This window comes from Lutibacter sp. HS1-25 (genome assembly GCF_004121075.1).
In the GTDB taxonomy this organism is placed as follows: Bacteria; Bacteroidota; Bacteroidia; order Flavobacteriales; family Flavobacteriaceae; genus Lutibacter.
Genome location: NZ_RHLN01000001.1, coordinates 185,682 through 209,667 on the forward strand (window position 1 = coordinate 185,682; position 23,986 = coordinate 209,667).

Annotated in this window: 25 protein-coding genes and 1 tRNA gene; 19 read left to right on the forward strand and 7 right to left on the reverse strand. The window is 27.4% G+C overall.

Annotated elements, in window-relative coordinates:
• Positions 1-13: 13 nt before the first annotated feature.
• From EC396_RS00770 to EC396_RS00780, 3 genes are read right to left on the reverse strand one after another with little or no spacing between them, the layout of a single operon-like run.
• The gene (locus tag EC396_RS00770) at positions 14-1,108 is read right to left on the reverse strand and encodes a hypothetical protein (protein WP_129364789.1); all 1,095 of its coding nucleotides are present in this window, start codon (positions 1,106-1,108) and stop codon (positions 14-16) included.
• Positions 1,092-1,622 carry a hypothetical protein gene (locus EC396_RS00775; RefSeq protein ID WP_129364790.1) on the reverse strand — a complete coding sequence of 177 codons (531 nt, stop codon included), beginning with the start codon at positions 1,620-1,622 and terminating at the stop codon, positions 1,092-1,094. Before EC396_RS00775 ends, EC396_RS00770 begins: the two co-directional genes overlap by 17 nt.
• Positions 1,622-2,158, reverse strand: coding sequence for an RNA polymerase sigma factor (locus EC396_RS00780; protein WP_240665604.1), 537 nt, complete (start codon positions 2,156-2,158; stop codon positions 1,622-1,624). The genes EC396_RS00775 and EC396_RS00780 overlap by 1 nt, the downstream gene beginning before the upstream one ends.
• A 383-nt stretch (positions 2,159-2,541) precedes the next feature.
• Here EC396_RS00780 and EC396_RS00785 point away from each other — a divergent pair, with 383 nt between their 5' ends.
• The 17 genes from EC396_RS00785 (at position 2,542) to EC396_RS00865 (ending at position 18,553) form a co-directional block, all read left to right on the forward strand.
• Complete coding sequence (locus EC396_RS00785) at positions 2,542-3,306, forward strand: outer membrane beta-barrel protein (protein ID WP_129364791.1); 765 nt, start codon at positions 2,542-2,544, stop codon at positions 3,304-3,306.
• Between the two features lie 3 nt (positions 3,307-3,309).
• Positions 3,310-4,389 carry a PCMD domain-containing protein gene (locus tag EC396_RS00790; protein WP_129364792.1) on the forward strand — a complete coding sequence of 360 codons (1,080 nt, stop codon included), beginning with the start codon at positions 3,310-3,312 and terminating at the stop codon, positions 4,387-4,389.
• A gap of 19 nt (positions 4,390-4,408) precedes the next feature.
• The gene (gene cls / locus EC396_RS00795; protein ID WP_129364793.1) at positions 4,409-5,854 is read left to right on the forward strand and encodes a cardiolipin synthase; all 1,446 of its coding nucleotides are present in this window, start codon (positions 4,409-4,411) and stop codon (positions 5,852-5,854) included.
• Between the two features lie 96 nt (positions 5,855-5,950).
• Positions 5,951-6,352: a potassium channel family protein gene (locus tag EC396_RS00800; protein WP_129364794.1), complete on the forward strand. Its 402-nt coding sequence runs from the start codon at positions 5,951-5,953 to the stop codon at positions 6,350-6,352.
• A gap of 261 nt (positions 6,353-6,613) precedes the next feature.
• Complete coding sequence (locus EC396_RS00805; protein ID WP_129364795.1) at positions 6,614-7,927, forward strand: tyrosine-type recombinase/integrase; 1,314 nt, start codon at positions 6,614-6,616, stop codon at positions 7,925-7,927.
• 73 nt (positions 7,928-8,000) lie between these two features.
• Positions 8,001-9,035: a hypothetical protein gene (locus EC396_RS00810; RefSeq protein WP_129364796.1), complete on the forward strand. Its 1,035-nt coding sequence runs from the start codon at positions 8,001-8,003 to the stop codon at positions 9,033-9,035.
• 153 nt (positions 9,036-9,188) lie between these two features.
• Positions 9,189-9,461 carry a helix-turn-helix domain-containing protein gene (locus tag EC396_RS00815; RefSeq protein WP_129364797.1) on the forward strand — a complete coding sequence of 91 codons (273 nt, stop codon included), beginning with the start codon at positions 9,189-9,191 and terminating at the stop codon, positions 9,459-9,461.
• Between the two features lie 52 nt (positions 9,462-9,513).
• Positions 9,514-11,685: a DUF3987 domain-containing protein gene (locus EC396_RS00820; protein ID WP_164975175.1), complete on the forward strand. Its 2,172-nt coding sequence runs from the start codon at positions 9,514-9,516 to the stop codon at positions 11,683-11,685.
• A gap of 199 nt (positions 11,686-11,884) precedes the next feature.
• Positions 11,885-12,457, forward strand: coding sequence for a hypothetical protein (locus tag EC396_RS00825; RefSeq protein WP_129364799.1), 573 nt, complete (start codon positions 11,885-11,887; stop codon positions 12,455-12,457).
• A gap of 13 nt (positions 12,458-12,470) precedes the next feature.
• Positions 12,471-12,725 carry a hypothetical protein gene (locus tag EC396_RS00830; protein WP_129364800.1) on the forward strand — a complete coding sequence of 85 codons (255 nt, stop codon included), beginning with the start codon at positions 12,471-12,473 and terminating at the stop codon, positions 12,723-12,725.
• Between the two features lie 215 nt (positions 12,726-12,940).
• Positions 12,941-13,279 carry a hypothetical protein gene (locus tag EC396_RS00835; protein WP_129364801.1) on the forward strand — a complete coding sequence of 113 codons (339 nt, stop codon included), beginning with the start codon at positions 12,941-12,943 and terminating at the stop codon, positions 13,277-13,279.
• Between the two features lie 81 nt (positions 13,280-13,360).
• Positions 13,361-14,413: an SHOCT domain-containing protein gene (locus EC396_RS00840; protein ID WP_129364917.1), complete on the forward strand. Its 1,053-nt coding sequence runs from the start codon at positions 13,361-13,363 to the stop codon at positions 14,411-14,413.
• A gap of 74 nt (positions 14,414-14,487) precedes the next feature.
• Positions 14,488-15,705, forward strand: a complete 1,218-nt coding sequence (locus EC396_RS00845) for an SHOCT domain-containing protein (protein WP_129364802.1) — start codon at positions 14,488-14,490, stop codon at positions 15,703-15,705.
• A 236-nt stretch (positions 15,706-15,941) separates the two neighbouring features.
• Entirely contained in the window at positions 15,942-16,133 is a 192-nt protein-coding gene (locus EC396_RS00850) for a hypothetical protein (protein ID WP_129364803.1), read from the forward strand.
• A gap of 35 nt (positions 16,134-16,168) precedes the next feature.
• Positions 16,169-16,582 carry an SHOCT domain-containing protein gene (locus tag EC396_RS00855; protein ID WP_129364804.1) on the forward strand — a complete coding sequence of 138 codons (414 nt, stop codon included), beginning with the start codon at positions 16,169-16,171 and terminating at the stop codon, positions 16,580-16,582.
• Positions 16,583-16,822: 240 nt separating this feature from the next.
• Positions 16,823-17,197 carry a site-specific DNA-methyltransferase gene (locus EC396_RS00860; RefSeq protein ID WP_129364805.1) on the forward strand — a complete coding sequence of 125 codons (375 nt, stop codon included), beginning with the start codon at positions 16,823-16,825 and terminating at the stop codon, positions 17,195-17,197.
• Between the two features lie 30 nt (positions 17,198-17,227).
• The gene (locus tag EC396_RS00865) at positions 17,228-18,553 is read left to right on the forward strand and encodes a RelA/SpoT domain-containing protein (protein WP_129364806.1); all 1,326 of its coding nucleotides are present in this window, start codon (positions 17,228-17,230) and stop codon (positions 18,551-18,553) included.
• Between the two features lie 120 nt (positions 18,554-18,673).
• Here EC396_RS00865 and EC396_RS00870 read toward each other — a convergent pair.
• A tRNA-Arg gene (locus EC396_RS00870) sits at positions 18,674-18,745 on the reverse strand.
• A gap of 34 nt (positions 18,746-18,779) precedes the next feature.
• On the reverse strand, positions 18,780-19,238 hold the full coding sequence (locus EC396_RS00875) for a universal stress protein (RefSeq protein ID WP_129364807.1): 459 nt from the start codon (positions 19,236-19,238) through the stop codon (positions 18,780-18,782).
• Between the two features lie 808 nt (positions 19,239-20,046).
• Here EC396_RS00875 and EC396_RS00880 point away from each other — a divergent pair.
• The gene (locus tag EC396_RS00880; RefSeq protein WP_129364808.1) at positions 20,047-20,460 is read left to right on the forward strand and encodes a hypothetical protein; all 414 of its coding nucleotides are present in this window, start codon (positions 20,047-20,049) and stop codon (positions 20,458-20,460) included.
• 98 nt (positions 20,461-20,558) lie between these two features.
• Positions 20,559-20,981 (forward strand): hypothetical protein, encoded by a 423-nt coding sequence (locus EC396_RS00885; protein WP_129364809.1) that lies wholly within the window; start codon positions 20,559-20,561, stop codon positions 20,979-20,981.
• A 153-nt stretch (positions 20,982-21,134) separates the two neighbouring features.
• Here EC396_RS00885 and EC396_RS00890 read toward each other — a convergent pair whose 3' ends face one another.
• Entirely contained in the window at positions 21,135-21,797 is a 663-nt protein-coding gene (locus EC396_RS00890; RefSeq protein WP_129364810.1) for a response regulator, read from the reverse strand.
• A 4-nt stretch (positions 21,798-21,801) separates the two neighbouring features.
• Positions 21,802-23,826, reverse strand: a complete 2,025-nt coding sequence (locus EC396_RS00895) for a sensor histidine kinase (RefSeq protein WP_129364811.1) — start codon at positions 23,824-23,826, stop codon at positions 21,802-21,804.
• Positions 23,827-23,986 lie beyond the last annotated feature (160 nt).

Below are 23,986 nucleotides of genomic sequence, written 5' to 3' on the forward strand. Positions count from 1 at the left end.
ATTTTTATGTTTTTTATAATGTATTATCTAATAATAAAATGGTTCCTTTTTTTCCTGTTATTGAAAATTTTCCGGTAGGTTTTTTGCCATAGGTAGCGTTAATTTCTCTTAATTTTAAATCATTGTTAATCATCACTGTTTTGATATTTTGAAACGATTTTGGAATGCGCAAAACACCTTGTTCTAAATTGGCTTTAAACTTAAATGCGAGTCCTGTAATATTGATGTTTATATCTGATGATTCCTGATCAATATGTACAAAAGCTTCAGGTTTGTTAATGTTAGAAACTTTAAAATCTGTAATTTTCATATTTAGGTTAATTTCATTGTCAAGTGAATTTATTTTTACATCTGAAAATGCTATTTTTCCACGTATTTCTTCAACTGATGAAATGTTTATTTTGTCTTTATTCGAAATAATTTCAAACGAAATAATTTTTAAAATATCAACAGTAGATCCGCTACTATTTAATATCAAATTTTGTGAAGTTTCCATATCAAGTGCTGCATTTTTTAGGTCGATATACGCATAAGCAATTGATTTTGTTTTTAATTTTCCATATTTTAAATCAACACTTGCATTGGTTAAATCTTGATTTATCCACATATCTCCGTGCTGTAAATTTGTGACCAATCTTCCGCTAAAATTTTCTAAAATAATATCTCCAAATTTATTGGTAATATTTAGCGAACAGGTTTTAGGTAAATAAATGGTGTAATTGATTTGAACATTGGTTTTATCAAAATCTAGTGGATTGTTTTTGTTGAAATAATTAGCAATAAAACTTTCATTTTTAGCTGTAATTTCTGAAGTGATTGTAGCCAAATTACCAACAATTTTTATTTGTGGCTGAATGCGTTTTAATAAATCTTTTGCATTCTCCAATTTTTTGTCGGTTACTTTAATATTGGCCGTAATAACAATACTGTCTTTATCCCAGCCATTAACTACAATATCACCATATTTTGAGTCAATTGTTAAATCGCCTTGCTGGGTTAGCGAATAACTTTTTACTATTTTTTTTGCAACAGCTTCTTGGGCTTTAATAGCCAAGCTGCTTAATAAAATTAGTAATAGTGCTGCTGTATTTTTATAAAATGTATTCATCTTTATTGGTTGTAGTTTTTGAATTGTTAATTTGGTGTAATAAGTTTTCAATCAATTCAATACGTTTTTTATAATTGGTAATTATGGCTTCTAAAATAAGTTCGTTGTCTAAATTTTCATCCAATTCTAATTTCAATAGCTCATATTCTTGATCTAGTTCAACCATAAACGATAAAAATTCTTCTTTATCTGTTGAAGATAAATGTGTGTTGTTTTTAACCAATTGAACCTGATACGAAACCAAGCTTTGGTAATGCATGTCTATTTCTTGTAATTCTTGATTTGAAAACTTGTTTGGTGTGTTTTTAAAGCCCAAACCAACAATGCTAAAAATGCCTAAAATAAGTACAATACTTGCTGCAATTTTGAATTTTGAATTTTTCCAAAGAGGTATAGCTTTTGGTTTTTCTTTATCCAATTCGTTTGAAATTGCCGCCCACATTTTTGAAGCATCTGGAGTATAATCCTCAAACTGCTGTTTGTTTTTTATAATATGTTTTTCAAAATTGTCCATTATAGTGTGTTTATAATTTCAATTAATTTCTTTTTTGCACGGTGATACTGCGATTTTGATGTGGAGGTTGTTATTTCTAAAATTTCTCCAATTTCAGCGTGATCGTAGCCTTCAATTAAATACAAAGTAATTATTTGTTTAAATCCGTTAGGCAGTAAATCAATTCCTTTTTTTATTTTTTTAATATCCTGTTCTTCAAAGTTTTGTGTAGGTTCGTTGGTTAAATAATATTCGTGATTTTCAATTGCAGTAATTGGGATTTTTTTCAATTTTAAAAAATTGATACTCTTGTTTACCACTATTTTTTTTAACCAAGATCCAAAAGTGCTTTCGTATCTAAAACTGTGTAAATTTTTAAATGCTTTTACAAAACTATCTTGCAAAATATCTTCAGCATCTTCTTTTGAACCTACCAAACGCATGCATACGTTGTACATAGCATTTACATAAAGTTTATACAATTGAAACTGTGCATTTCTATCGCCTTTCTTGCTTTTTTCAACAAGTTCTTTATGTATTAATAAATTTGTTTCCAATTAATTTGGATTCGTTAATTGATTATTAAAAATTCCCAATTTCAATTTTAACTAAAGACAGTATTAATTTTAAAAGGTTGCATTTTTTAAAAATTATTTTTGAAATTTTATTAAAAATAAAAATAATTATAAGATTATCAGTGTTTTATGAATTTTAAAAATTACCATAAAATTTATTGTTGAAGTAAAAAAGTCTAATTTAAATTGCAATAGTTGTTTTAAAGTTACTGTGTTTAATTTGATTGTTAAATATTTGTTGGTCAGTTAAATTATAATGAATATTTTTACTGACCAATTAGCGTAATTTTAGTTGGCAAATTTGTTAAACGAAAAAGGTTAAATCACTTTAAAAATAAGTGGTGTAATTTTTTAAATTAAAATTTATGAAATATCAATTATTTTTAATTTGTTCAATTATTGGCTTATACTCAATAAGTTCATTTGCTCAAAAAGAAGAAAAACCTTCGCCCTACGAATTTTTATCAACTTATTACAATCAAGATTTTAGTCCGTTTGCTAAAAGAAATGTTTACCTCGGTTTGGCATTTTCACTCGACAGTAAAAATATTGAAAATACAGATTATTTAGTTCAACAAGTACTTGATGGTGATCGTGTAAATTTTAATGTTTCACTAAAAGGAGGTTACTATTTAGGAGATTATGCAATGGTTGGCCTTGATTTAGAATATTTTGAGAAAAAATTTGAAGGTAATATATTTAAATCACCAGACTCATTATATTCAAATAGCATTACAAGAGGTTTTGAAATTACACCAAATTTTCGTTCTTCTATTCCTTTAACAAAAAACGAAAGATTTAGCTTTTTTGCTCAATTAGGCGTAACCTACGGAAGAGGAAATACGTTGGTTAGAAATATTAAAAATATTGACGAAGTTGATAAAACGTATGCCACAGATTATAATTTAAGGCTGGGTCTTAGTCCGGGTGTTACCTTTTTTGTAATGGAAAACTTTTGTTTTGAAGTTCAGTTAGATGTTTTGGGCTATGAATTATCGGTCTCTAAGTCGACCGATAATAACGAACCTCCATCAAGGCAAGTTAGGCAACAAGTAGACTTAAGTATTGATGTTTTATCGCTACATCTTGGGTTGGGTTATTATTTTGGTTCAAAAATGCATAAAAAATAAATTATGATTAAAAGAATACTAATTCTGTTGTTGGTTATTACAGTGTCTTCTTGTGTAAAAGAAAGTTATTTTGGCTACTCAAGCTATGGCAATATTAAAGAACTTGTTGTAAGTAATCAGGCAAAAAATGCCGTGATAGATACTAAAAATTTATCAGTTGAAATTGAAATTCCGGGTGGCGTAGATCTATCAACTATCACCATTCAAAGTATAAATCTATCATCATTTTCTACATCAGATAAAAAAGTAGGAGATGTTTTAGATTTAAATGAGCCTGCGCAAATTCAAGTTGTTGCAGAAGACGGTAGTGTTTACAACTGGACAGTTACGTCATTTGTGGCTTCAGTAACACCACAAATAGATAATAGCGATTTTAATTTATGGTATAAAACGGGTTCGGGTTATTATGAGCCAGGCGCAGATGCAAATACTACCGTTTGGGGTACTGGAAATCCAGGTACTCAAATTTTAAATAAATTAGCTACAACTCCTTTTGATTTTGGAAACGGAAATTATGGAGCTAAATTAGAAACTTTAGACAATGGTAAATTAGCTGGTACTTTTGGCGCGCCAATTTCTGCAGGTTCAATATTTACAGGGAAATTTGATTCAGATAAAATTGATCCTTCAAATCCGCAGGCAGCTATTGATTTTGGAATTCCATTTGTTGGAAGGCCTGCTAAATTAAGGTTGAAATATAAATTTTCACCAGGTGCTGTAAATAAAAATAAACAAGGAGATGTATTACCTTACCCAGATATGTTGGATATTTATGCTTTGTTAGAAGTAAGATTTAGCGGAAAAATACAAAGATTGGGTACAGCTTGGTTAAGAAGCAGTGATGACACTTCAGAGTTTAATACTGTTGAAATACCTTTTAATTATGGAGAATTAGACAGTTCATTTCCAGATTACATGAAACCTGTTGATGGTGTTTATGTAAGCCAAGATTCGGCACAATTTGTTTTGCCAACACACATTACCTTTGTTGCATCATCTAGCTACGATGGTGCTAATTTTGCCGGCGCCATAGGAAGTGAATTAATTGTAGATGATGTTGAAATGGTTTACGATGAGGATTAATTAAACCCAATACTAAAATATGGAAATAGCATTTATTACTATATATTTATGTATTTTAATATACACTATTTTCAAGGTTTTATTAGACACTTATTCTACGCCAAAAACATTGGCTTATTTAATGCTTATTATGCTAGTTCCTTTTTTAGGAATTTTGCTATATTACTCATTTGGAATTAATTACAGGCATAAACGTACAACTTCAATTGGTGTAAATTCACAAACTGATTTTGATTTATCATACAAAAATAAAGATGTTGATAATACTGAAAAGTTAATTGAAAAAAGTGTTGATGAAATTCTTCATTTTCAACCACTGGTACATTTTTTGAAAGGTCTTTTTCAAGAGAATTTAAGCGAAAATAATTTCAAACTTTTAATTAATGGTGAAGAAAAATTTCCTGAAGTACTAAAATCCATAGCAACTGCCCAACATTTTATTCATATGGAATACTACGATTGGGAAAATGATATTGTAGGAAATAAAATTAAAGATCTTTTATTAAAAAAAGCAGCTAGCGGTTTGAAGGTTAGGGTGCTTTATGATGATTATGCAAGTAAGGGAATTAAAAAAAATATTGTAAAAGAACTTAAAAACGGTGGTGTTGAAATTTACCCAAAAATAAAAGTTAAACTGGCTAAATTTGCTAATCGCATCAACCACAGAGACCACCGAAAAATTATTATTGTTGATGGAAAAATTGGTTTTGTAGGTGGTATCAATATTTCAGATAGGTATGATAATTCAATTGATACCGGACTTTATTGGCGAGATACCCATGTAAAATTTACGGGCTTATTGGTACATAATTTACAAAGGCATTTTATAGTGAGTTGGAATACCGCTCAATTGGAAAAATTGGCTTATTCTAAAGCTTTATTTCCTACTATTGAATTAATAGAAAATGAAGATATTAGGGCTTTGGGTCAGGTTGTAGCTGGTGGACCTATTTATCCAATGTCTAATATTATGCTTAGTTATTTTCGAATATTTTCGCTTGCTAAAGAAAAATTATACATAACAAATCCATATTTTATACCAAATGAAAGTATTATGGATGCTTTAAAACAAGCGGCTATTTCGGGTGTTGATGTGCGTTTAATGGTTCCAGAAAAGTCCGATTCAGCAATTGTTGGAGCCGCATCTAAATTTTATTTCAACGATTTGTTAAATGCAGGTGTTAAAATATATTTGTATAAAAAAGGCTTTATTCATGCCAAAACAGTAGTAGCTGATGGTTTGGTTAGTGTGGTTGGAACAGCCAATATGGATATTAGAAGTTTTGACCTTAATTTTGAGATTATGTCTGTAATTTACGGAAAATTATTTGCAGCTAATTTAGAGCAAAGTTACATTTCAGATTTAGAAAATTGTTGTGAAATAAAAAAAGAAGATTGGGGTAATATCAATGTTTTTAACAGATTGAAGTATGCTGTTTCAAGATTAATTTCATCTTTTTTATAGTTTATTTATTTTTTTATAATTAAGTCTAAAAAATAATTATAAAAATCACAAATTAAAAAAATGCATAATAAATTATAAAATACTTATTTTTGGATAATGTGGAATAATATTTTAATTGGTCTTATTTTAATAATTAGCACAAGTTTTGTACATGCAACTACTACCAAGGTTGTGTTGTCATTTATTCATCAAAAACACAAATTTAAAGGCTCTTTTCTTAGAATTATATATATTAATTCAATTGTATTAATAACCATATTTGCAACCATTATTGAAGGTGTTATTTGGGCATTTACATATTTAATTATTGATGCTTTTAAAACTTTTGAAGAAGCATTTTACTTTTCATTAATTACTTATACAACTCTTGGTTATGGAGATATTATTTTAAGTAATGCAGATAGGTTGCTTGGTGCTTTTGAAGCTGCCAATGGGGTTATTATGTTGGGATGGTCAACAGCTATAGTTGTAACTGCTATTCAAAAAATTTATACCTAAAAATATACTTTATAAATTTGTTTAAGCATAAAGTAGCTCCACCAGAGCTACAAATAACTATTCACTCATTTCACCAAACAACCTCATCTGTATAGTAATGTATTGTTTAGATTACATATTTTATAAGGTTTATGTAAATACATACACAATGTTAAGTAACTTTAAATAAACCTAAGTAAATTAAAAAGTGACACATTTAGTGACTCAAATATTATTTTATGTGTCACTTTTTAATTATCTTTATATCAAAGATATATAAAAATGGCCAAGCTAACTTACGTTTTAAGAAAAGGAAAAAGCAAATCAGCTTCAATTCAATTATTTTTCAATTACGGCACTAACAAGAGGTTGCGTTATTCAACTGGTTTGCAAATTTTAGATGCAAAAAATTGGGACGATGAAAAATTTCGAATAAAAAATGTAACAGCTGAGGTATATAAAAATGAAGTAAACAATAGGCTGAACGAAATTAGAGGTTTTGTAGAAAAATTGCATACAGGATTACTAACAAGTGGTGAAAATATCGATAATGATATATTAAAAAATGAATTAGATACTTTTTTAAATAAATCAAAACCAACCGATGAGGTGAAATCAGAAAAAATGGAATTACTACCATTTTTCAAATGGTATATTAAGTATTATCAAAAAGCATCTTTACCTACCACAAGAAAACCAATGAATAAAAACACTACTAAAACACTTAAAAATTCTTTAAATATATTTCAAAAATTTAATGACACTATTTTAACGTTAAAATACAATAGCATAAATAATGATTTTTATACCTTATTTATAAAATATATGAATGACCATGAATACTCCTTAAATTATATTGGAACTCATATAAGGATTTTAAAAACCATAATGAATGCTAGTTTTGAAAAAGGTTTTCACAACAACATGGATTTTAAAAAAAGTTGGTTCATAAAACCAAGTGAAGAAACTTATAATATCTATTTAAATACAGATGAGCTTCAAAATATTTTTGATTTAAATTTTTCTGAATTTAAGCCTAAAAAAACAGAAAGCGGATTTTTATTGACTGCAAATAAATTAGATAATGCTAGAGATTTATTTTTAATATCAGCTAATACTGGTTTGAGAGTTTCAGATTTCAATAAATTAACATCAAAAAACATTATTTCTGATAATGGTATTAACTACATTTCATTAGTAACTCAAAAAAACTCAAAGAGTTTAACTATACCTATTAATACAATGCTAAAGGCAATATTAAATAAAAATGATGGTGAACCTCCGCAAGCAATGCCAGAACAACACATCAATTATTGTTTAAAAGAAATTGGTGAATTAGCTAAAATTGATGAGTTTGTTCAAAAAGGAATAACTAAAGGCGGTATAAAAACCAAAAATGAATATAAAAAATATGAGCTAATAACTAATCATACTGGTAGAAGGTCTTTTTGTACAAATGCTTATAAAAGTGGTATGCCAACAATTGACATTATGGCTATAAGTGGTCATAGTACAGAAAAAGTATTCTATTCATATATTAAAGTTGATGATTTAGAAAGAGCTGAAAAAATATCAAAACATAAGTTTTTCTCATAAGTCTTAACATAAATAATTGCTCATTCATATTGTTTAGTCTATTTTAGTCACAAATTGATTAAAATAGATTGCTATGAGCAAGAAGAAAAAGAAGAAATTTATTAATGACGTAAGTTTTACTAGTTTATTATCGGATAATGATAGAGATTATCTTAGAATTATTGATGAAAAGACTGGTGAAGAAGGGGAGGAAATGGAGCATTATGATGGCTATATTGCTTTAATTAACGGAGCTGTTGTTTTGTCTAGTAAAATGGAAAAGAGATTTTATTTTTTAGCAGATAAAATATGCCAGCCAGAGCATATAAATAATACTAGCTTAAAGAAAGAATTTGAAGAGTTAGTTTATAAAAATGGTAAATGTACGGATTCATTAACTGAAGATGTAATTAGTATTTACGAATATTGTGAGAAAACAAATAGATTTTGGCATAACTCTTCTCTAAAAGTATACGAATTATATTACCCCAATTTACTCGAAGCTTATTTAGAAAAATTCAAGAACTCTGAAGAGTTAGATTTTCTAAAATTTGAATATGAATATTATTTAAAAATAAATACTAAGAACCGAAAAAATAACACTATTTATTCATCAGGAATAGATAGAGATGATATGTTATTTATAGGCTATTTCCAGTTTTTAAACCAAGACGAAAAAGAATTCTTCAACATTAACACAAGTAAAAAGTTAGATTTTATATCTAGTAAAATATTAGAACTTGGTTATTACATTCAATTTTCAAAAGAAAAAAAGGAAGTCTATTTAAACCTCATTCCTGTTAAAAATGAGAAAAGTGATTTTGATAAACTTGATGAAGAAGTTATAGATAAATCAAACTTACCCTCTTTTAGTCTTTTAGAAAGATATGCTCTAATAAAAAGATTTGGAATTAATAAATTGGTGACAGATTCTAAAACTCTTAAAAAAGAAAAAAATAAACTATTAGCATTAATTATGGACTGTAGTATTGATAATGCTAGAAAATTATTGGATAATACATATAAGCTAAAAGATAAAGAAAAAAACAAAGTCCGTGAGACTCTAATTGAAGAAAAAATTGATGAGTTTCTGTTTAGAAATAAAATAGATATAGATTCAATAAAGTAAAAATATTAATATATCTCAAAACGCTAAGAATAGTGTAAGACGTTGATATACAGCGTTTATAATAAAATAGTTTTATAAAAGGGTCGCAAATACGCGACCCTTTTTTTGACCCCAATCACATTTGCACCATAGAAATTTAAAAACAAATTTATTATGGTGCAATTAATCCAAATTACAGAAGAAAAGCTTACTGAAACAATCTTAGAAGGTGTTAAAAAGGAGCTAGAACAATTCAAAAAACAATTCCAACCAAAGCAACCAGCTGAGTGGATTAGTCGCAATGAAGTGGCTAAAATGCTTGGAGTTTCATTTACGACATTATACAGTTGGAACAAGAAAAAAATTCTTATCGCTTACAGTATTGGTAATCTAGTTTACTACAAACGAGATGAGGTAAATAATGCTTTAACACCAAAAGCTTGTTAATAAATAATTATAGCGAAAAAATCAAAACTGTTTAATAATTAAAATGAAACCTATGAACTCAACATATATAAATTTCGGAACAAAAATAGAGGATAAAAATATTGTAAATATTCTTCAAGAAATTAAATCAGGTAAATATAAAAATGAAATTAACCCAATAAGGATTGCAAAGCAAAATAGGGAGAATTCTAGAGCTGATGATTTTAAGAAAAAACTTTTGGCATTTACCCCATCAGGAACTTTTGGTCAACAAAGAAAAGAAGAATTCGTCAATTCTTATTCAAAAATAATACACTTAGATTTTGACCATATACCAGCAGATGAAATGGAAACATTTATTGAAATAGTAAATAGTTGTGAATTTACTTATGCTTCATACATCAGTCCTAGCGGTGAAGGAGTGAAAGTTTTTGTGCGAGTTGATTCAAATAAGGAGCAACATATAGAAGCGTATAAACAAGTTGGAGCATATTACTCTTCATTAACTTATATAGATTATGACCCAAAATGTAAAGACATATCTCGTTTATGCTTTGTTTCCTTTGATGAAAATACTTTTTTGAATGAAACCTCAACAATATATAAAGTAAAAAATGAAGTAGATACTTTTAAGATTGAGACAGAGCAATATTCATCATTAGAGCAATTAGAAAAATGTTTAGAATTTACAGAGAAGAAAGAGAAGTATTTAGAAGGTAATAGAAATAATTTTATTTATCTATTTGCTTGTAATGCAAATAGAACTGGAATAAATGAAGAAAGTGCATTTGAATTTTGCAATTCGAATTTTGACTTAGAGGAAAATGAAATAAAAAACATAATCAAAAGTGCGTTTCATAATAATATTGCAGACTTTGCAAAGTTTGCAAACGTTGCAAAAGGAGAATCTAATATTGAAGAAAATCAAAATTTCTTATTAAATACACCAAAAATACCTCAACTTGTATATGATAATTTACCTTCATTGATTAGTGAAGGAGCAAAATCCTTCGAAGAACAACGCTCAAAAGACACATTTCTAACTGGAGCTTTATCAATACTTTCTGGATGCTTACCAAATGTTTCTGGTGAATATAGTGGGCGTGAAGTTTTTCCAAATTTATATTCGTTTATTCTTGCTCCAGCTGCTTCTGGAAAAGGGTCTTTACAATCCGCAAAGGAGTTAGCAGACAGGTATCACAGAGAAACTATTAAAAACTCTGAGGATTCAATAAGGCAATTTAAGATGGGCTTAGAAGATTTCAAGGATAATGAATCACCTGATGAAGAATCGCCTAAAGAACCACCTTTTGAAGTTGTTTATATTCCAGCCAATACAAGTAACTCAAAAATGATTCAGCATCTAGAGGATAATGATGGTAAAGGAATTATTTGCGAAACTGAAGCCGATACATTAGGGCAAGCCTTTAAAAATGATTGGGGTTCATATTCTGATTTACTTAGAAAAGCCTTCCACCATGAAAAAATATCTGTTTCAAGAAAAACCAACAATGAATATTTTGAAATTGAAAAACCAAAATTATCAGTTGCGCTATCTGGAACACCAAAACAAGTTTATAACATTATTTCTTCAGCTGAAGATGGCCTATTCAGCAGATTCTTGTTTTACACTTTTAAAACAGAAAATAAATGGATAGACCCATCACCATATGGTAACCATATAAATTTAACAGAGCATTTTAGTATGCTATCTGATAAAGTTTATGAAATGACCATGTTTTTTGAAAATAACGAAACAGTTGTACATTTATCAAGAGAGCAATGGGACAAGTTAAATAAAGCTTTTTCAGGCCATCTAGAACAAATAAATACATTTGTTGGTGATGACGCTACAAGTGTCGTTAAAAGGCAAAGTTTAATCTTATACCGCTTCTGTATGGTCTTTTCAGCAATAAGAAAATTTGAAAATAAAAACACAGCCAAAGATATTGAATGTTTAGATGAGGATTTTGAATCTGCTTTGTTATTAATTAATGTATACTTGAAACACAGTATCATCATGTATAATAATCTACCCAAACAAGCAGACCAAGGAATATTTAAAACAGGCTCAAATAATGAACTATTTTTCCAAGCGTTACCAATAGAATTTACTCGAAAAGAAGCTGTTTCAATCGGTTTAAAATTTGGACTTTCAACAAGAAGTATTGATACACTTTTAAAAAAATGTGTAGGTAAATATTTAGAGCAACCAAAAGTTGGGAGCTATAAAAAATGTGAATAAAACCTAATTCAATAGGGGTAAAAACTATTTGACAATTTACCAATAAAAAAATTATTCTTAAATTATTTTCACCCTCTTCACTCTTGATAAATAGCATTTTACATATTTATTTTTCTAAAAAGGGGTCTTTTACCCTAATGGTTTGATATTTAATAATAGACACTTGTCCTAGGTACGTCAAGTTTAAAACAAATAAAAGATGAATAAAAAAGATAAGATAAGAACAGAGTTCAATGAAATAATTAAACAGATTAACTCTAAAAAATATAATAAGTGGTACACCTTAAAAGATTTAGTAACCATTAAAAATATTAGTTACAAATCATTAAAAAACATGGTTAAAGAAGTTTATGAAGTTTATAGCCCACAAGGAACAATAAGAAAAGAAGGTAGAAGGTATTGTATACATTATAGCATATTAGATGCTTTTAAATTAAAACGTCCACGAGAAACGACTTTTTACAGTCATTTTTGGTTGTCAAATATCTCTTGGGCTACAAAAGATTATTATGATAAAGCGTATCACCAATATTTAATAGCTCAATTAAAACTATTAATTCCTAACACTAACATTATCGAAACAATAGAACAAGATAAAAGTCAGCGTTACCACGTGCATTTATTAGCTGATAGCCAACCAGAGGACATAGAACCAATTATAGAAAGTCTATTAGATTTTTATTTAGATAGCGATAAGAATTATCGATTATACTGCGAACCAGTATATAACACAGGGTCTAGCGTTGATTACCTATTAAAAAATCCGCAATAAAATTATTATAATTATGAACGAATCAGAACAGTTAAAAAAATTAAGAAAAGAAGTGAAATTTAGTTTAAGAAACTTAGACGAATTATATCAATTAGAAATCGAAAATTTTAATGAGCAACCTGACTTAAAAAGAAGGCTTAAAATTCATGTTTTAAACAAGTACCAAGGTGATGCAAGTTTTAAGGATAAAGACTTATTAAAAGAGTTTAACCTATTAAAAGAAAACAACGAGTTAAACCTACTATTTGTGGAGGAAGGAGGATATTAGGCTTCCACGTTTACCGCCTTAGATAAAGGTGAAAATTGAATTAAAAAAAGTACCTATCCCACCTTTAAAAAAAATTACAAAAAAAAATTGGTACTTTTTTTAACAGTTACGACACCTCAACACTATAACGATATAAAATAAAAGTTGAGGTTTCTTAGCTGAAAAAGCTGATAGCATAAAAAGCAAACGCACACGTAAACAAACTATAAAAAATTATGGAAGAAAATAAAACAGAAATTATCAACTCAAAATTAGCAACCAAACAATTGGAGCTTAATGATGAAAAATCCCAAGAAAAGAGAAACGAAATAATGCATCAGATAAAAATGCTAAATGTTAGAAAGGAAATGGAAGTAGCTAGGGAAAAATTAACGGAAAGAAACCAATCTCAAACAAACTTAAAAAAATATTCTGGAGCCATTCGGTTGAAATCTGGAGGACACCCAGTTAAAGTTTATTGTGATGCAACAACAACCTCATCAGCTCGAAAAATTATAGAAGCTCAATTTGATGTTAAAAACTGGTTTAAACAAATGGCGACAAGCAATAAATAATAAAAAAGTATATCAAGTTGATATATATCACCCTATTTTAGTTGTTTTTTTATAAATTTAACCAACTTTAAAAAAAATTGCATGGATAAAGTAAATCGACTCCAAGAACTTGGAGAACTTCTAAAATCAAATACTATAACAAAAAAAGAATTTGAGAAATTAAAGAATGAAATATTATTTCCTGAAAAAACCATACCTAAAAATCCTAAATTAATTGAATTAGAGGAGTTATTAGATTCTGAAGCCATTACAAAAGAGGAGTTTGATAGTTTAAAAAAAGAAGTAATAACTTCTAATGCAGATTCAAAAAAGAACCAACTAAATGAAAATTTAGAAAAAACAAAACCAAAGAAAAAGAAAAAATCAGCTGAAAAAATTTCTAAGCTTAAAGAATTGTACTTATCTGAAAAAATTAATCTTAAAGAATTAAAAAAACTTCACGAATTAGGAGGAATTGATTTTGCTGAATACCGCATAAGAAAAAGTAAGCTAGGACAAAACAATAAAATAAAAAAAGTTGAAACAAATACTTTAATAAATAGGAAGATTCCGCTTAATGAAAAAAGAATTAAGGGTATCGATAGACCTCTTTCTGAGAATGAAAAAAAAATATTAGGCAATAACAAAACTCGAAGTAATGGTTTCATTAAAACTCTTGGAATCGCAGCCTCAATTTTGGGTTTGATTTTAGCATTTTCAGTTATTAAAATCTATTATGCAGTTAAACCTGAAACTTTAAATATAGATAATGAACAAGAGTGTATTGAATATGTTCAAGGTAAGTGGCATGGTACATATGTGAATTATTTTAGGAAGAGAGAAGATATCTATATACTCATTGAAGGAAATAAGTTTACATTATATAGAAGTCCTGAAGATACTGAATGGCATAATGGAATTGTGAATAACGTGTCACCAGATATTGATTATTTTGATATATCTTATAAAAACAAATGGTCTAAATCAGCACAAAATAAGGGACTGGGAAGTGACTTTGGAAGAACTTTTAATTTTAAGAATGACAATATTAATTTGACAATTTTTAGACTTTATGGTAAGAGAGGAATAGTTTATGAAGGAGAGGTTAGAACTCTGAAAAGAGGCTGGGGTAAATACGAAGATAATTTGAACTGATTTTACTATTTTAATGTTTTTTCACTTGAAAAATCAAAATAATAATTTATTAACTATTCGATAGAATAATTCAAATGGATAAAATACAAGAATTAAAAAAAATAAAAAAATTATTAGATGATGGATTTATAAATGAAGTAGAATTTCAAGTTTTAAAAAATGAAATTTTAGGAATAAAGAAGCCTTCTAAAGAAAATTCACAAAAAAAAGAACCAAAGTCAACTATCAATAAAACTATTGATAATTCCTGTGAAACTGAAGCTAACAATATTGATGAAGTTGATTTAAAAACTAAACAAGAATCAGAAAAATCCAACGAGATTAAACAGGAGAACGATTCTAATAATAATGAACAAAAACCATCTATAAATAAAAAACCAACCAAAGAAGATACTGATATAAAAGACTTAAAAGAAACATCAAAGGGAGAGAAGGTTAATTTTCCCAAATGGGGATATTTATTTCTTTTGTTATTAATTCCATTAGTTTGGTGGGTTTTCAAAGATACTCCTACTGAAGAAAAACTTCAAGAAGTAGAAATTAAAGAATTAAATGAGACAGTCGTACCTAACTCAACACAGAAAAAAGAGCTGACTGAAGATGCAAGTTTAAATATTACGAACACTTCAAATCATTTTATTTCTAATCAAGAGTTAATAAGTCTTTTTAATGTTAATATAGAGGATTTAGGAGATAGTTTTATTGGTTATGATAATTCTAACAAACCACAATTTAAAATTACTTCCAAACAGTTTTTTAATATAGGTGATAGAGAATTACTATTAACCTCCTTAGGTATCAAAAACCCAAATGATTGCCATGGATGTCGTGGGAGATTAGATATTGGTTTTTTTGAATTTTTAAATGGTAAATGGAAAAAAATTAACCATCTCAAGAATGCTTCAAGTGCCAGTTATGGTTCATTTCCAACTTTTAATGAATTTAAGTTTTTTGGTAAAAATAAATTATGTATTGTATTTAGTGCTTTTGACATGGGAATGGGCAGAGATTATAGTACAAGAATAATATTTGGCTTGAACTATAATGTGCTATATGAAATAGCAAGGATAATTATATCAGAAAATACTGAAAGTGGAATGACTTATGAAGAGAGTGGAGTTTCGGTAGTAAATAGAAAATATGAATTTATTGATACTGGTAAAGAATATTATACTTTAAAAATAATAGAAAAAGTAAATGATAATAATGAAGAAATACAATATTTGAATTTTAATTCAAATATTAATGAATTTCAAACGAATGAATCAACAGGAATAATGATAGAGAAATAAATAATAAAGATTATTATGAATTAGGGAATTATATTGTAAAAGGAGATGAAAATGGAAGAGCGTATTTTCATAATAAATCAGAACAATCTACGCAAAGAAAAGCATATTTTGTAAAAGGAGAAAATGTATATGTTCAAAAAATTGAAAATGATTTTGGCTACGTAGAATTTACTAATGCAAAGGGAATAATAAGCTATGGGTGGATAAAAATGAATCAAATATCTAAAATCAATTAGTTGAAGCCTCTAAATTTTAGAAATCAATATGTAAAATTTCGTGAAGGATTAGAAACTAGGGCTAATCTAGAATATAATCAAGTTAGAGAGCTTTTGAAGTATTGGGATGGAATTCAAGAAAGAACAACAAAAAAGGCAATAAAAGCTATGGAGGAAAATGATAGAAAAAAGCGCCCAAATAAATATAATTAATTTATAGTTATCAATAAGTTAAGAAATAATTGTATATGAAAAAGTTAGATGAATTAAGAAAAATAAAGACATTACTAGATGATGGATTTATAAATAAAGAAGAATTCCAAGTTTTAAAAAATGAGATTTTAGGAATAAAAGAGCCAAAGTCAAACATAATTGAAACTATTGATGATTCCAATGAAACGGAGACTAACAATATTGATGAAATTCCTTTAAAACCAAAGCTAGAATCTAAAAAAAACAAAGAGAGTAAACAGGAGAACGATTCTAATAATAATGAACAAAAACCATCTATAAATAAAAAACCACCCAAAGAAGATACTGGTATAGAAGAACTAAAAGAATCATCAAAAAGAGAGATGACTAATTTTCCCAAATGGCTAGAATTAATTTTGGTTTTAATCATTCCTTTGGTTTTGTGGTTGACATTGAGAAATTACAATTGAAATTTAAGTCCGTAAAAGTGTATTGTGACTCAACCTCAGCGTCACAAGCTCGAAAAATTATAGAAGCTCAGTTTGATGTTAAAAATTGGTTTAGGCAAATGTCAACTAAGTATAAATGATTATATATTTCAAGAAAAAAATTGCACAATTAAAAACAAGCTATTAAACATAAAATGCTAAATTTGGGTTTCCTAGAAATTTCTAAAAGATTATTAATCATATTCTCAATAATTATCCTAAATGAAATTATATCAAACACTTGAAAAGCAACTCAAAAAAGAACCAAATTTTGTAACCGACAATGGAGAATTAAAAAAGTGGGTAGTAATTACAAAAGCGCAAAATTATGATGCTGACCTTATTGAATTATTGCTTGATGACAAAGAGCTAAAAGCAAAGTTTTTTATTGAGATTAAAACCGTTTTAGTTTTTAACCAATCTCTTTTTATACAGTTTTTGGAGCAAAAGAACTATTTAAATGATAGTTATACTCAATACAAAAATAAAGTAGGATTAACCATTGATGGTAAATATCTAAAACAAAGTAATGAAATTGCCCTAGTTTGGCCATTTAAGGAAACTTTGGAGGAGACATTAGATATTAAAATCAAATAATAATTTTTCGAATTATTTAATCCAAAAAAATTGAAAAATCAAAATCAAATATTATCTAATGAAGCCATAAATAGAATTGGCAATGAAATTAGAATCGAAGGGAAAAACCCTAGTACTGCAACTTTAGAAAAATTACAACTATTTAGAACATCACACAAAGATTCTTTAGCTAAAACTTTTCATATTTTATTAGACTTAAGAAGGCCACCATCTACTCAAACAATTGTTACCTACAGAATTAAAAGATTCGAGTCAATTATTGAAAAATTAAATAGATACCCTAAAATGAACCTAAGCAGAATGTGGGATATTGGTGGGTGTCGTGTAATTGTGAAAAACAATAAAGAAGTCTATAGATTTAGAAATGAATTAAGTAAAGTTCTAAACATAAGAAAAGAATATGATTACATAAAAGAACCTCAAAAAGAAGGCTACAAATCACTTCACCTATACGTTGATTCTCCAGACTGCGGAAGGGTAACAGAAATTCAGATTAGAAATCAAGAAGACCACAATTGGGCTACGTTGGTTGAAATTAGTGATTTAATATTCGAGTCAAAATTAAAAGAATATAGCTATGATAAAACTCTTTTAAGGTTCCATTTTCTTCTATCAAAAAAAAATAACCTTACAATTTATGAGAAATCTGAAATTGCTCGGATAATATACAAATACAATTATATTGATGAATTAAGTAAAGTTTTCAGTAGGAACTATTTAAAAGTAAGAGAACAATGGACATTTATAGAATCAAAACCACGTGACAAATTTTATTTAATAGAAAGTTGGAAAGATAAAATCCCAAAAATAGAATCATTTGAAAACTTCAATAGTGCTGAAGAAAATTATTTTACTAAGTTCATAAGTAATAAAAATGCAAATGTTGTTTTAACTCATCTGCCTAAGCCAAATTACAACCAAATAAGTATAGCATATTCAAATTATATTTTGACAATGCATAGTATGTTAGGGGAGCTTTCTCAAATTCTAGAAAGTTTAATAATTGATTCTTTAGAAAATGGAAATTATATTAAGTTTATTAAGTCATTTGATTTACACTTGAACATTACAGTAAATAGCCTTGGAAATTCAATTAAGGAAGCCAATTATAATGAAGGATTAACTCAAACAATTCCTAATGGAGGCAAAAACTGGAAAAATACTAAAAAGGCTAAGGAATGGAGAAAAGAGATTAATAAGGATTTAAATTACGGTGTAAAGAACCTTGAAAGGTTTCAAAGAAGGTTTAGAGAAAATATTCCAAAAAATAAAATAACCAGATTTGTAATTCAGAAAGGTATTAATTTTATTACTTGGAAATATAATAAAAAAATTAAAAAACTAATTCATTCATAATAAAGCTTCATTATTTCGGAGACCGCTACTAAAAGAAATATTAGTGACACTAAAAGTGACGCATTACAATTTTTATATATCATAAATATTTGTTAATCAAATACATAGATTTTATTTTCGTAGCTCCACCAGGACTCGAACCTGAATCTAAAGTTTAGGAAACTTTTATTCTATCCCTTGAACTATAGAGCCAACAAAATAGCTAATGCTATATTAAAAATGGATTTTAGTTTTCTTTTGTAGGGATAATTAAAGTTGGAATTTTAGAGTGTTTAATAACTTCAATAGCATTGCTTCCCATTAATAAATTAGCCAAAGCACTTCTACTATGTGTTCCCATTACAATTAAATCGGCTTCCCAACTTGTGGCAAATTCTAAAATGGCATCGGCTGGATCTCCTTCTAATACAGCTGTTTTAATAGTGTCATTTTTTAAATGCTTAACAGAAGCTGTTAAAAATTTTTCAGATTCTTTTCTTAAATCTTCAACCAACTCAATGGCATCATTTGTTAAAAATCCGGCATATCCCATAATTGGATCGTAATTCATTTTGTAATAAGATATGTCATTAATAACATGTACTAATGTTACTTCAGCATTTAGTGCCTTGGCATAACTATAGCCTAATTCAGCTATTTTTTCAGCAGAAGGACTTGTGTCTAGAGCAATACAGACTTTTTTCATAATAATTTCATGTTAGATTAATTAAAAATTTTAAGTATTTAAATAATGCCAACCAAATACAATGAAACAGGCAAGTTTTAAATACCTATTAAATATACCTAAAAAACAAGGAAAAACCCAATTTTTTTAGAATCATTAAGTAGTTTATTAAAAAAAAGAGGAAAAGTAAGTGAAAAATTTATTTGTAGGATGTATGGTTGTTTGTAATACTTTAATTATTAATCATATCAATTGCAATTAACAATAATGTTACAAAAATTGAAAACCCTAATAATAAACAGCTGGTTCTTAAAACAAATTTAGTCATAATCATTTTTTTAGTATTAAACTTTATTTGATTTTGGGTGCTGTAAAAGTAGTACAGTATTGAGCAAAAACAGCGGGTTTAATTGTCTTTTCTGATAAGGTGATTTCCCCCTTTTTTAAATAGATAATTAAAAAAAACCACCCCAAAATGGGGTGGTAAAACTGCTAGTGAACTGTGAGTTAATGTTTTTAATGCCTTTGGAAGATTAGGAATAATGCCGCAGGAGGATTAAAATGATATTCACTTTGCAAGTTATGCGACAAAACTAGCCAATTATTTAATAATTATTTGTGATTTAAATCATAAAACATAAAAATAAGACTTTGTAAATTTATTAATATGCTGTAATACAGTGGTATATGTATTTTTATTATGTGGTATATTGAAATTCAATAATATTTTACGGGAAAACCGTAATATTATATGTATTAAAGTGTTTAATTTTACAGTTGCTATTGTAAAATATTGGAAATTAGAAATTTGTCCCCAAATTTAAAAGACATGAAAACCCCAAAGAGAAATCAAGATTTCATAAGTCTAACAAATAAACGTGCTAAAAAAAGTAAAGATACTTTAAACAATTTTTCATCAGTTAGAAACAAAGGTAAATTTGTTAGAAATGATTTTGATACCAAAATTAATTTGGTGTATAAAACATACCCAAACAAACCTTTAAAGCCCAAAAAATTTAATATTAATCAAAGATTGGCTCAAGCTAATATAGATAATTATAAACCATCAAGGTTTGTTAGAATATTTGGTTTCAATAAAAATGAAATTCATTATTTAAATTATTTATTAAAACTTGCAATAAAAGAAGATGAAAAAGAATACGATTTAAGGTATAAAAAATATTTATCAATTCTTGAAATCTGGAATGATTTACAAAAATCTTCAAAACACGAAATGTTTTAGGGTAATTGTAATTTTCTCAATTAACGGTTCATTTTGTAAACACAATAAGTTTTGTAAATTATTGTTTTAATGGGTGAATTGCTTAGATAAAATAAAAAATGAATAAATTATTATTAACATTAATTTTGCTGTGTTGTTTTAACAACCTTTTTGCGCAAGTTTTTACAGCTGAGAATGGAAATTTTATGGATCTTAAAAAAAAGAAAATAAAGTTATACATAGAAAACTCAACTTATTCGGGTACTTTTCAAAATTTTACTTCAAAAAGAGATAAAAAGGAATACTTTATTTTTACCTATTTCTCAAGAACTGTAATTTTTTCTATTGATAAACCCCTAAATTCTATTCAAGATAACACAAAAAATATTGGATTAGAATGTGTTAGAGTGTTGCATGCCACTGCAGTTGATTCGATAATTAAAACCATCCATAAAAACGGTATTAACAGCCTTAAAGATTATATTGTTGTTTATGAATCTGAAAAATTTACAACACCAATGCGTAATAATTTGGTCTTATAATTTGAGCTGTAGTTTTGTATAATATAGATGTGAATTTTTTTTAAATATTACGGTAAAACCGTAATTCTTATTTAAAAAGGATCCGTACTTTTGCCTTGTTGTCGGGGAATTTGCTATGAATCTAAGTTCTTTAAATACTACAAAAAAGAGGGTTTATATAAACCCTCTTTTTTTTGCTTCTAACAATAGTTCTTCATCTTCACCAGTTACACTAAATTTTTGTTTAATGAAATTTTTTCGTTTTTCAATAGCACTTAAAGACAGTGGAATGTATTCAGTTAATTTTTTTGTTTTTACACCTTTAGACAAATAGTAAATAATCTTTTTATTATGTTCGTCTAATACATCTTCACTAGTAACGTTTTTACTAGTTAATTTTTTAACTTCTTCGCTGTAGTAGGTGTTGTTTTTTTGAATTTTATCAAAGGCGCTTAATAGAATTTTTGAGGTAATGTCACTTTTAATTAATACACCGTTATGAGGTGTAGTTTTTAAAATATTATTTATTCTTATAGGGTTGTTAACCATTGTTAATATAACAATTTTTGCTTTTGGCAGTTCACGTTTAACTATTACCGCAATATCTTCTCCTGAAGTAATTAATTTGTTTTTTGATGCAGGAAGTTGTATATCAATAAAAACCATATCAAAAGGTTGTGTTTCTTTTGATTTACAAATAGCATCAAAGGCTTCATCACAGTTAATAGCAACTTTTATATTTAAATCGTACTTTTTGTTTGAAGTTAATACTCTTATGTACCCTTCAATAATCATGGGATGATCATCAACCATTAAAATATTTAATTTATCTATCATAAGGTTATAAATTTTGTAACGGAATTGTCATTTTTATGATTGTACCTTCTTCAGGTTTTGAAATAAATTTGACATTACCATTTAGGGATTTTACTCTTGATTTTATGTTCCTCAATCCAATTCCTTTGTAATTTTTTGATACATCAAAGCCAACGCCATTGTCTTTAATTTCTATTAGCCAATTATTTTTATATTCTTTAATATCTATTTCTACAAAGGTTGCATTTGCATATTTTATAATATTTTGAACTGCTTCTTGTATCGTTCTATAGCAATGGATTTTTATTTTATTTGAAATTTTCTCGCTGTTTGTAGTGCTATTAAAATTTAGATTCCATTCAAATTTACCAACTTCGCTTTGCTTCATCAATAGTTCTTCAATCATTTTTTTAAAACTGGTATTGCCACTTTTAATTTGAGATTGTAAATTATGAGCTATTTTACGTATTTCTTCTTCTATAGATTGTAATTCGTTAATATAAGCCGCTCTTACCTTAATATCTGTTTTAGATTTACTATTATTTAAGCTGTCTAAACTAAGTCTGGTTCCAAATAATCGCCCTAAAACGCCATCATGAAGTTCTTCTGAAATACGTTTTTTTTCTTCATTAATTCCTTCTTCATATTTTAGTCGCTTGTCAATCATTAAATTGTAAATTTCAATATTTACTTCTTCTTGCTGTTGATTAAATAACAATGTCTTATTTTTTGAAAGCTGAATTAATGTAATAATTATAAGCGAACTAATAATAAAGCCAATTGCAGAAAAAATTGCAATTAACCATTTGTTTTGAGTCTCTTTTTCTTTTTCTTTTCTAATTTCATTTGTTTCATAAACAATTCGCATAAATTTTTCTCTAATGGCTCTTTCATTTTGCAATAAACTATCTGATAACGAAATATGTTTTTCAAGATATTTTATACCCTCTTTTGCTGGTAAAATTTTTGAAAGTAATTGATATGCTTCTAGCAATTCAAAATATTCATTAGCAGCCTTTAATGGTGTAATGGCTTTTAGTGCAAAATTTTGTGCTTTTAGGGTGTCTTTTTTGTTAAATTCAAATTCAGACAAGTAAAGATAAGTAATGGCTTCGTCGGCTTCATCATAATTATTGGTCTGTATAGTTAAAGATTTATAAAACAGTGCAGGTAAATGTTCTAATGCTTTATTTTTAAATAACGTGTAAGCATAATTGCTTAAAATACGTGCATAAACTTTTGGGTATTTATTTTCAAAATTTGAGGTGGCTAAAGCCTCCTTATAATATTTTAAAGCTTCACTAAAGTTGCCTAAATATTGATATGAAAGTCCTATGCTATTTAATATGTCTAATCTATAACTTATTGACGATTCTAATTTATCTGTATAAATTAGGGCTTTCTTATTATACTCAATTGCTTGATCGTATTTTTTAAGACAAAAAGAGTTTACACCTAAAATATCATAGCTAGCAAATAAACCTTTATCGCTTTTAATTTCATTAAAAATAGCAAGCGCTTTAATAACATTTATTTCACTACCCATAAAATCACTTTCGTTGGTTTGAATTCTTGCTATTTCTAAAAGAGTTCTGGCATATAAATATTTGTTATTAACAGATTTATAATTATTTAAGGCTTTGTTAAAATGATAAAAAGCCATGTCGCTTTTGTTGTTTAACCTATAGTAGTTCCCCAAATTTACATTTGAATTACCAATATTTAGGGTGTCTTTATACCATTCTGAAAGTTCTAAATTTGTTCTAGATATTTTGGCAAATTCTTTTAAATTACCCAATTCAAAATTGCTTTTTGCAACACTGTTTAAAAGCATTATTTTTAAAGAATCATTGTCAATTTGTTCAATAAGAGTTGTAGCTTTAAGTATATAATTTGTTCTTAAAGAATCTGATTTGTCTGTGTTTTTTGAAATTTCAATTAAACTATCAATTTCTTTAAATACAAAATCTTTTTCAACTTTATTTTTATAGTTGTAATTACAGCCAATAATAAAAAATAGGGTGATAATTAAAATGGGGTATTGTTTCATAGGGGGTATTCAGCAGCAATTTTTTGTTCAATTTTTAATACTATAAATGTACGTATCAATTTTTAAAAAATCAGAATTTTTAAACATAAAATCTGTTTTTTAAACTTTTTATAAACAGTCTAAATAGCTACCTTAGTTTAAAAATTTTAAAAAAAGTAGC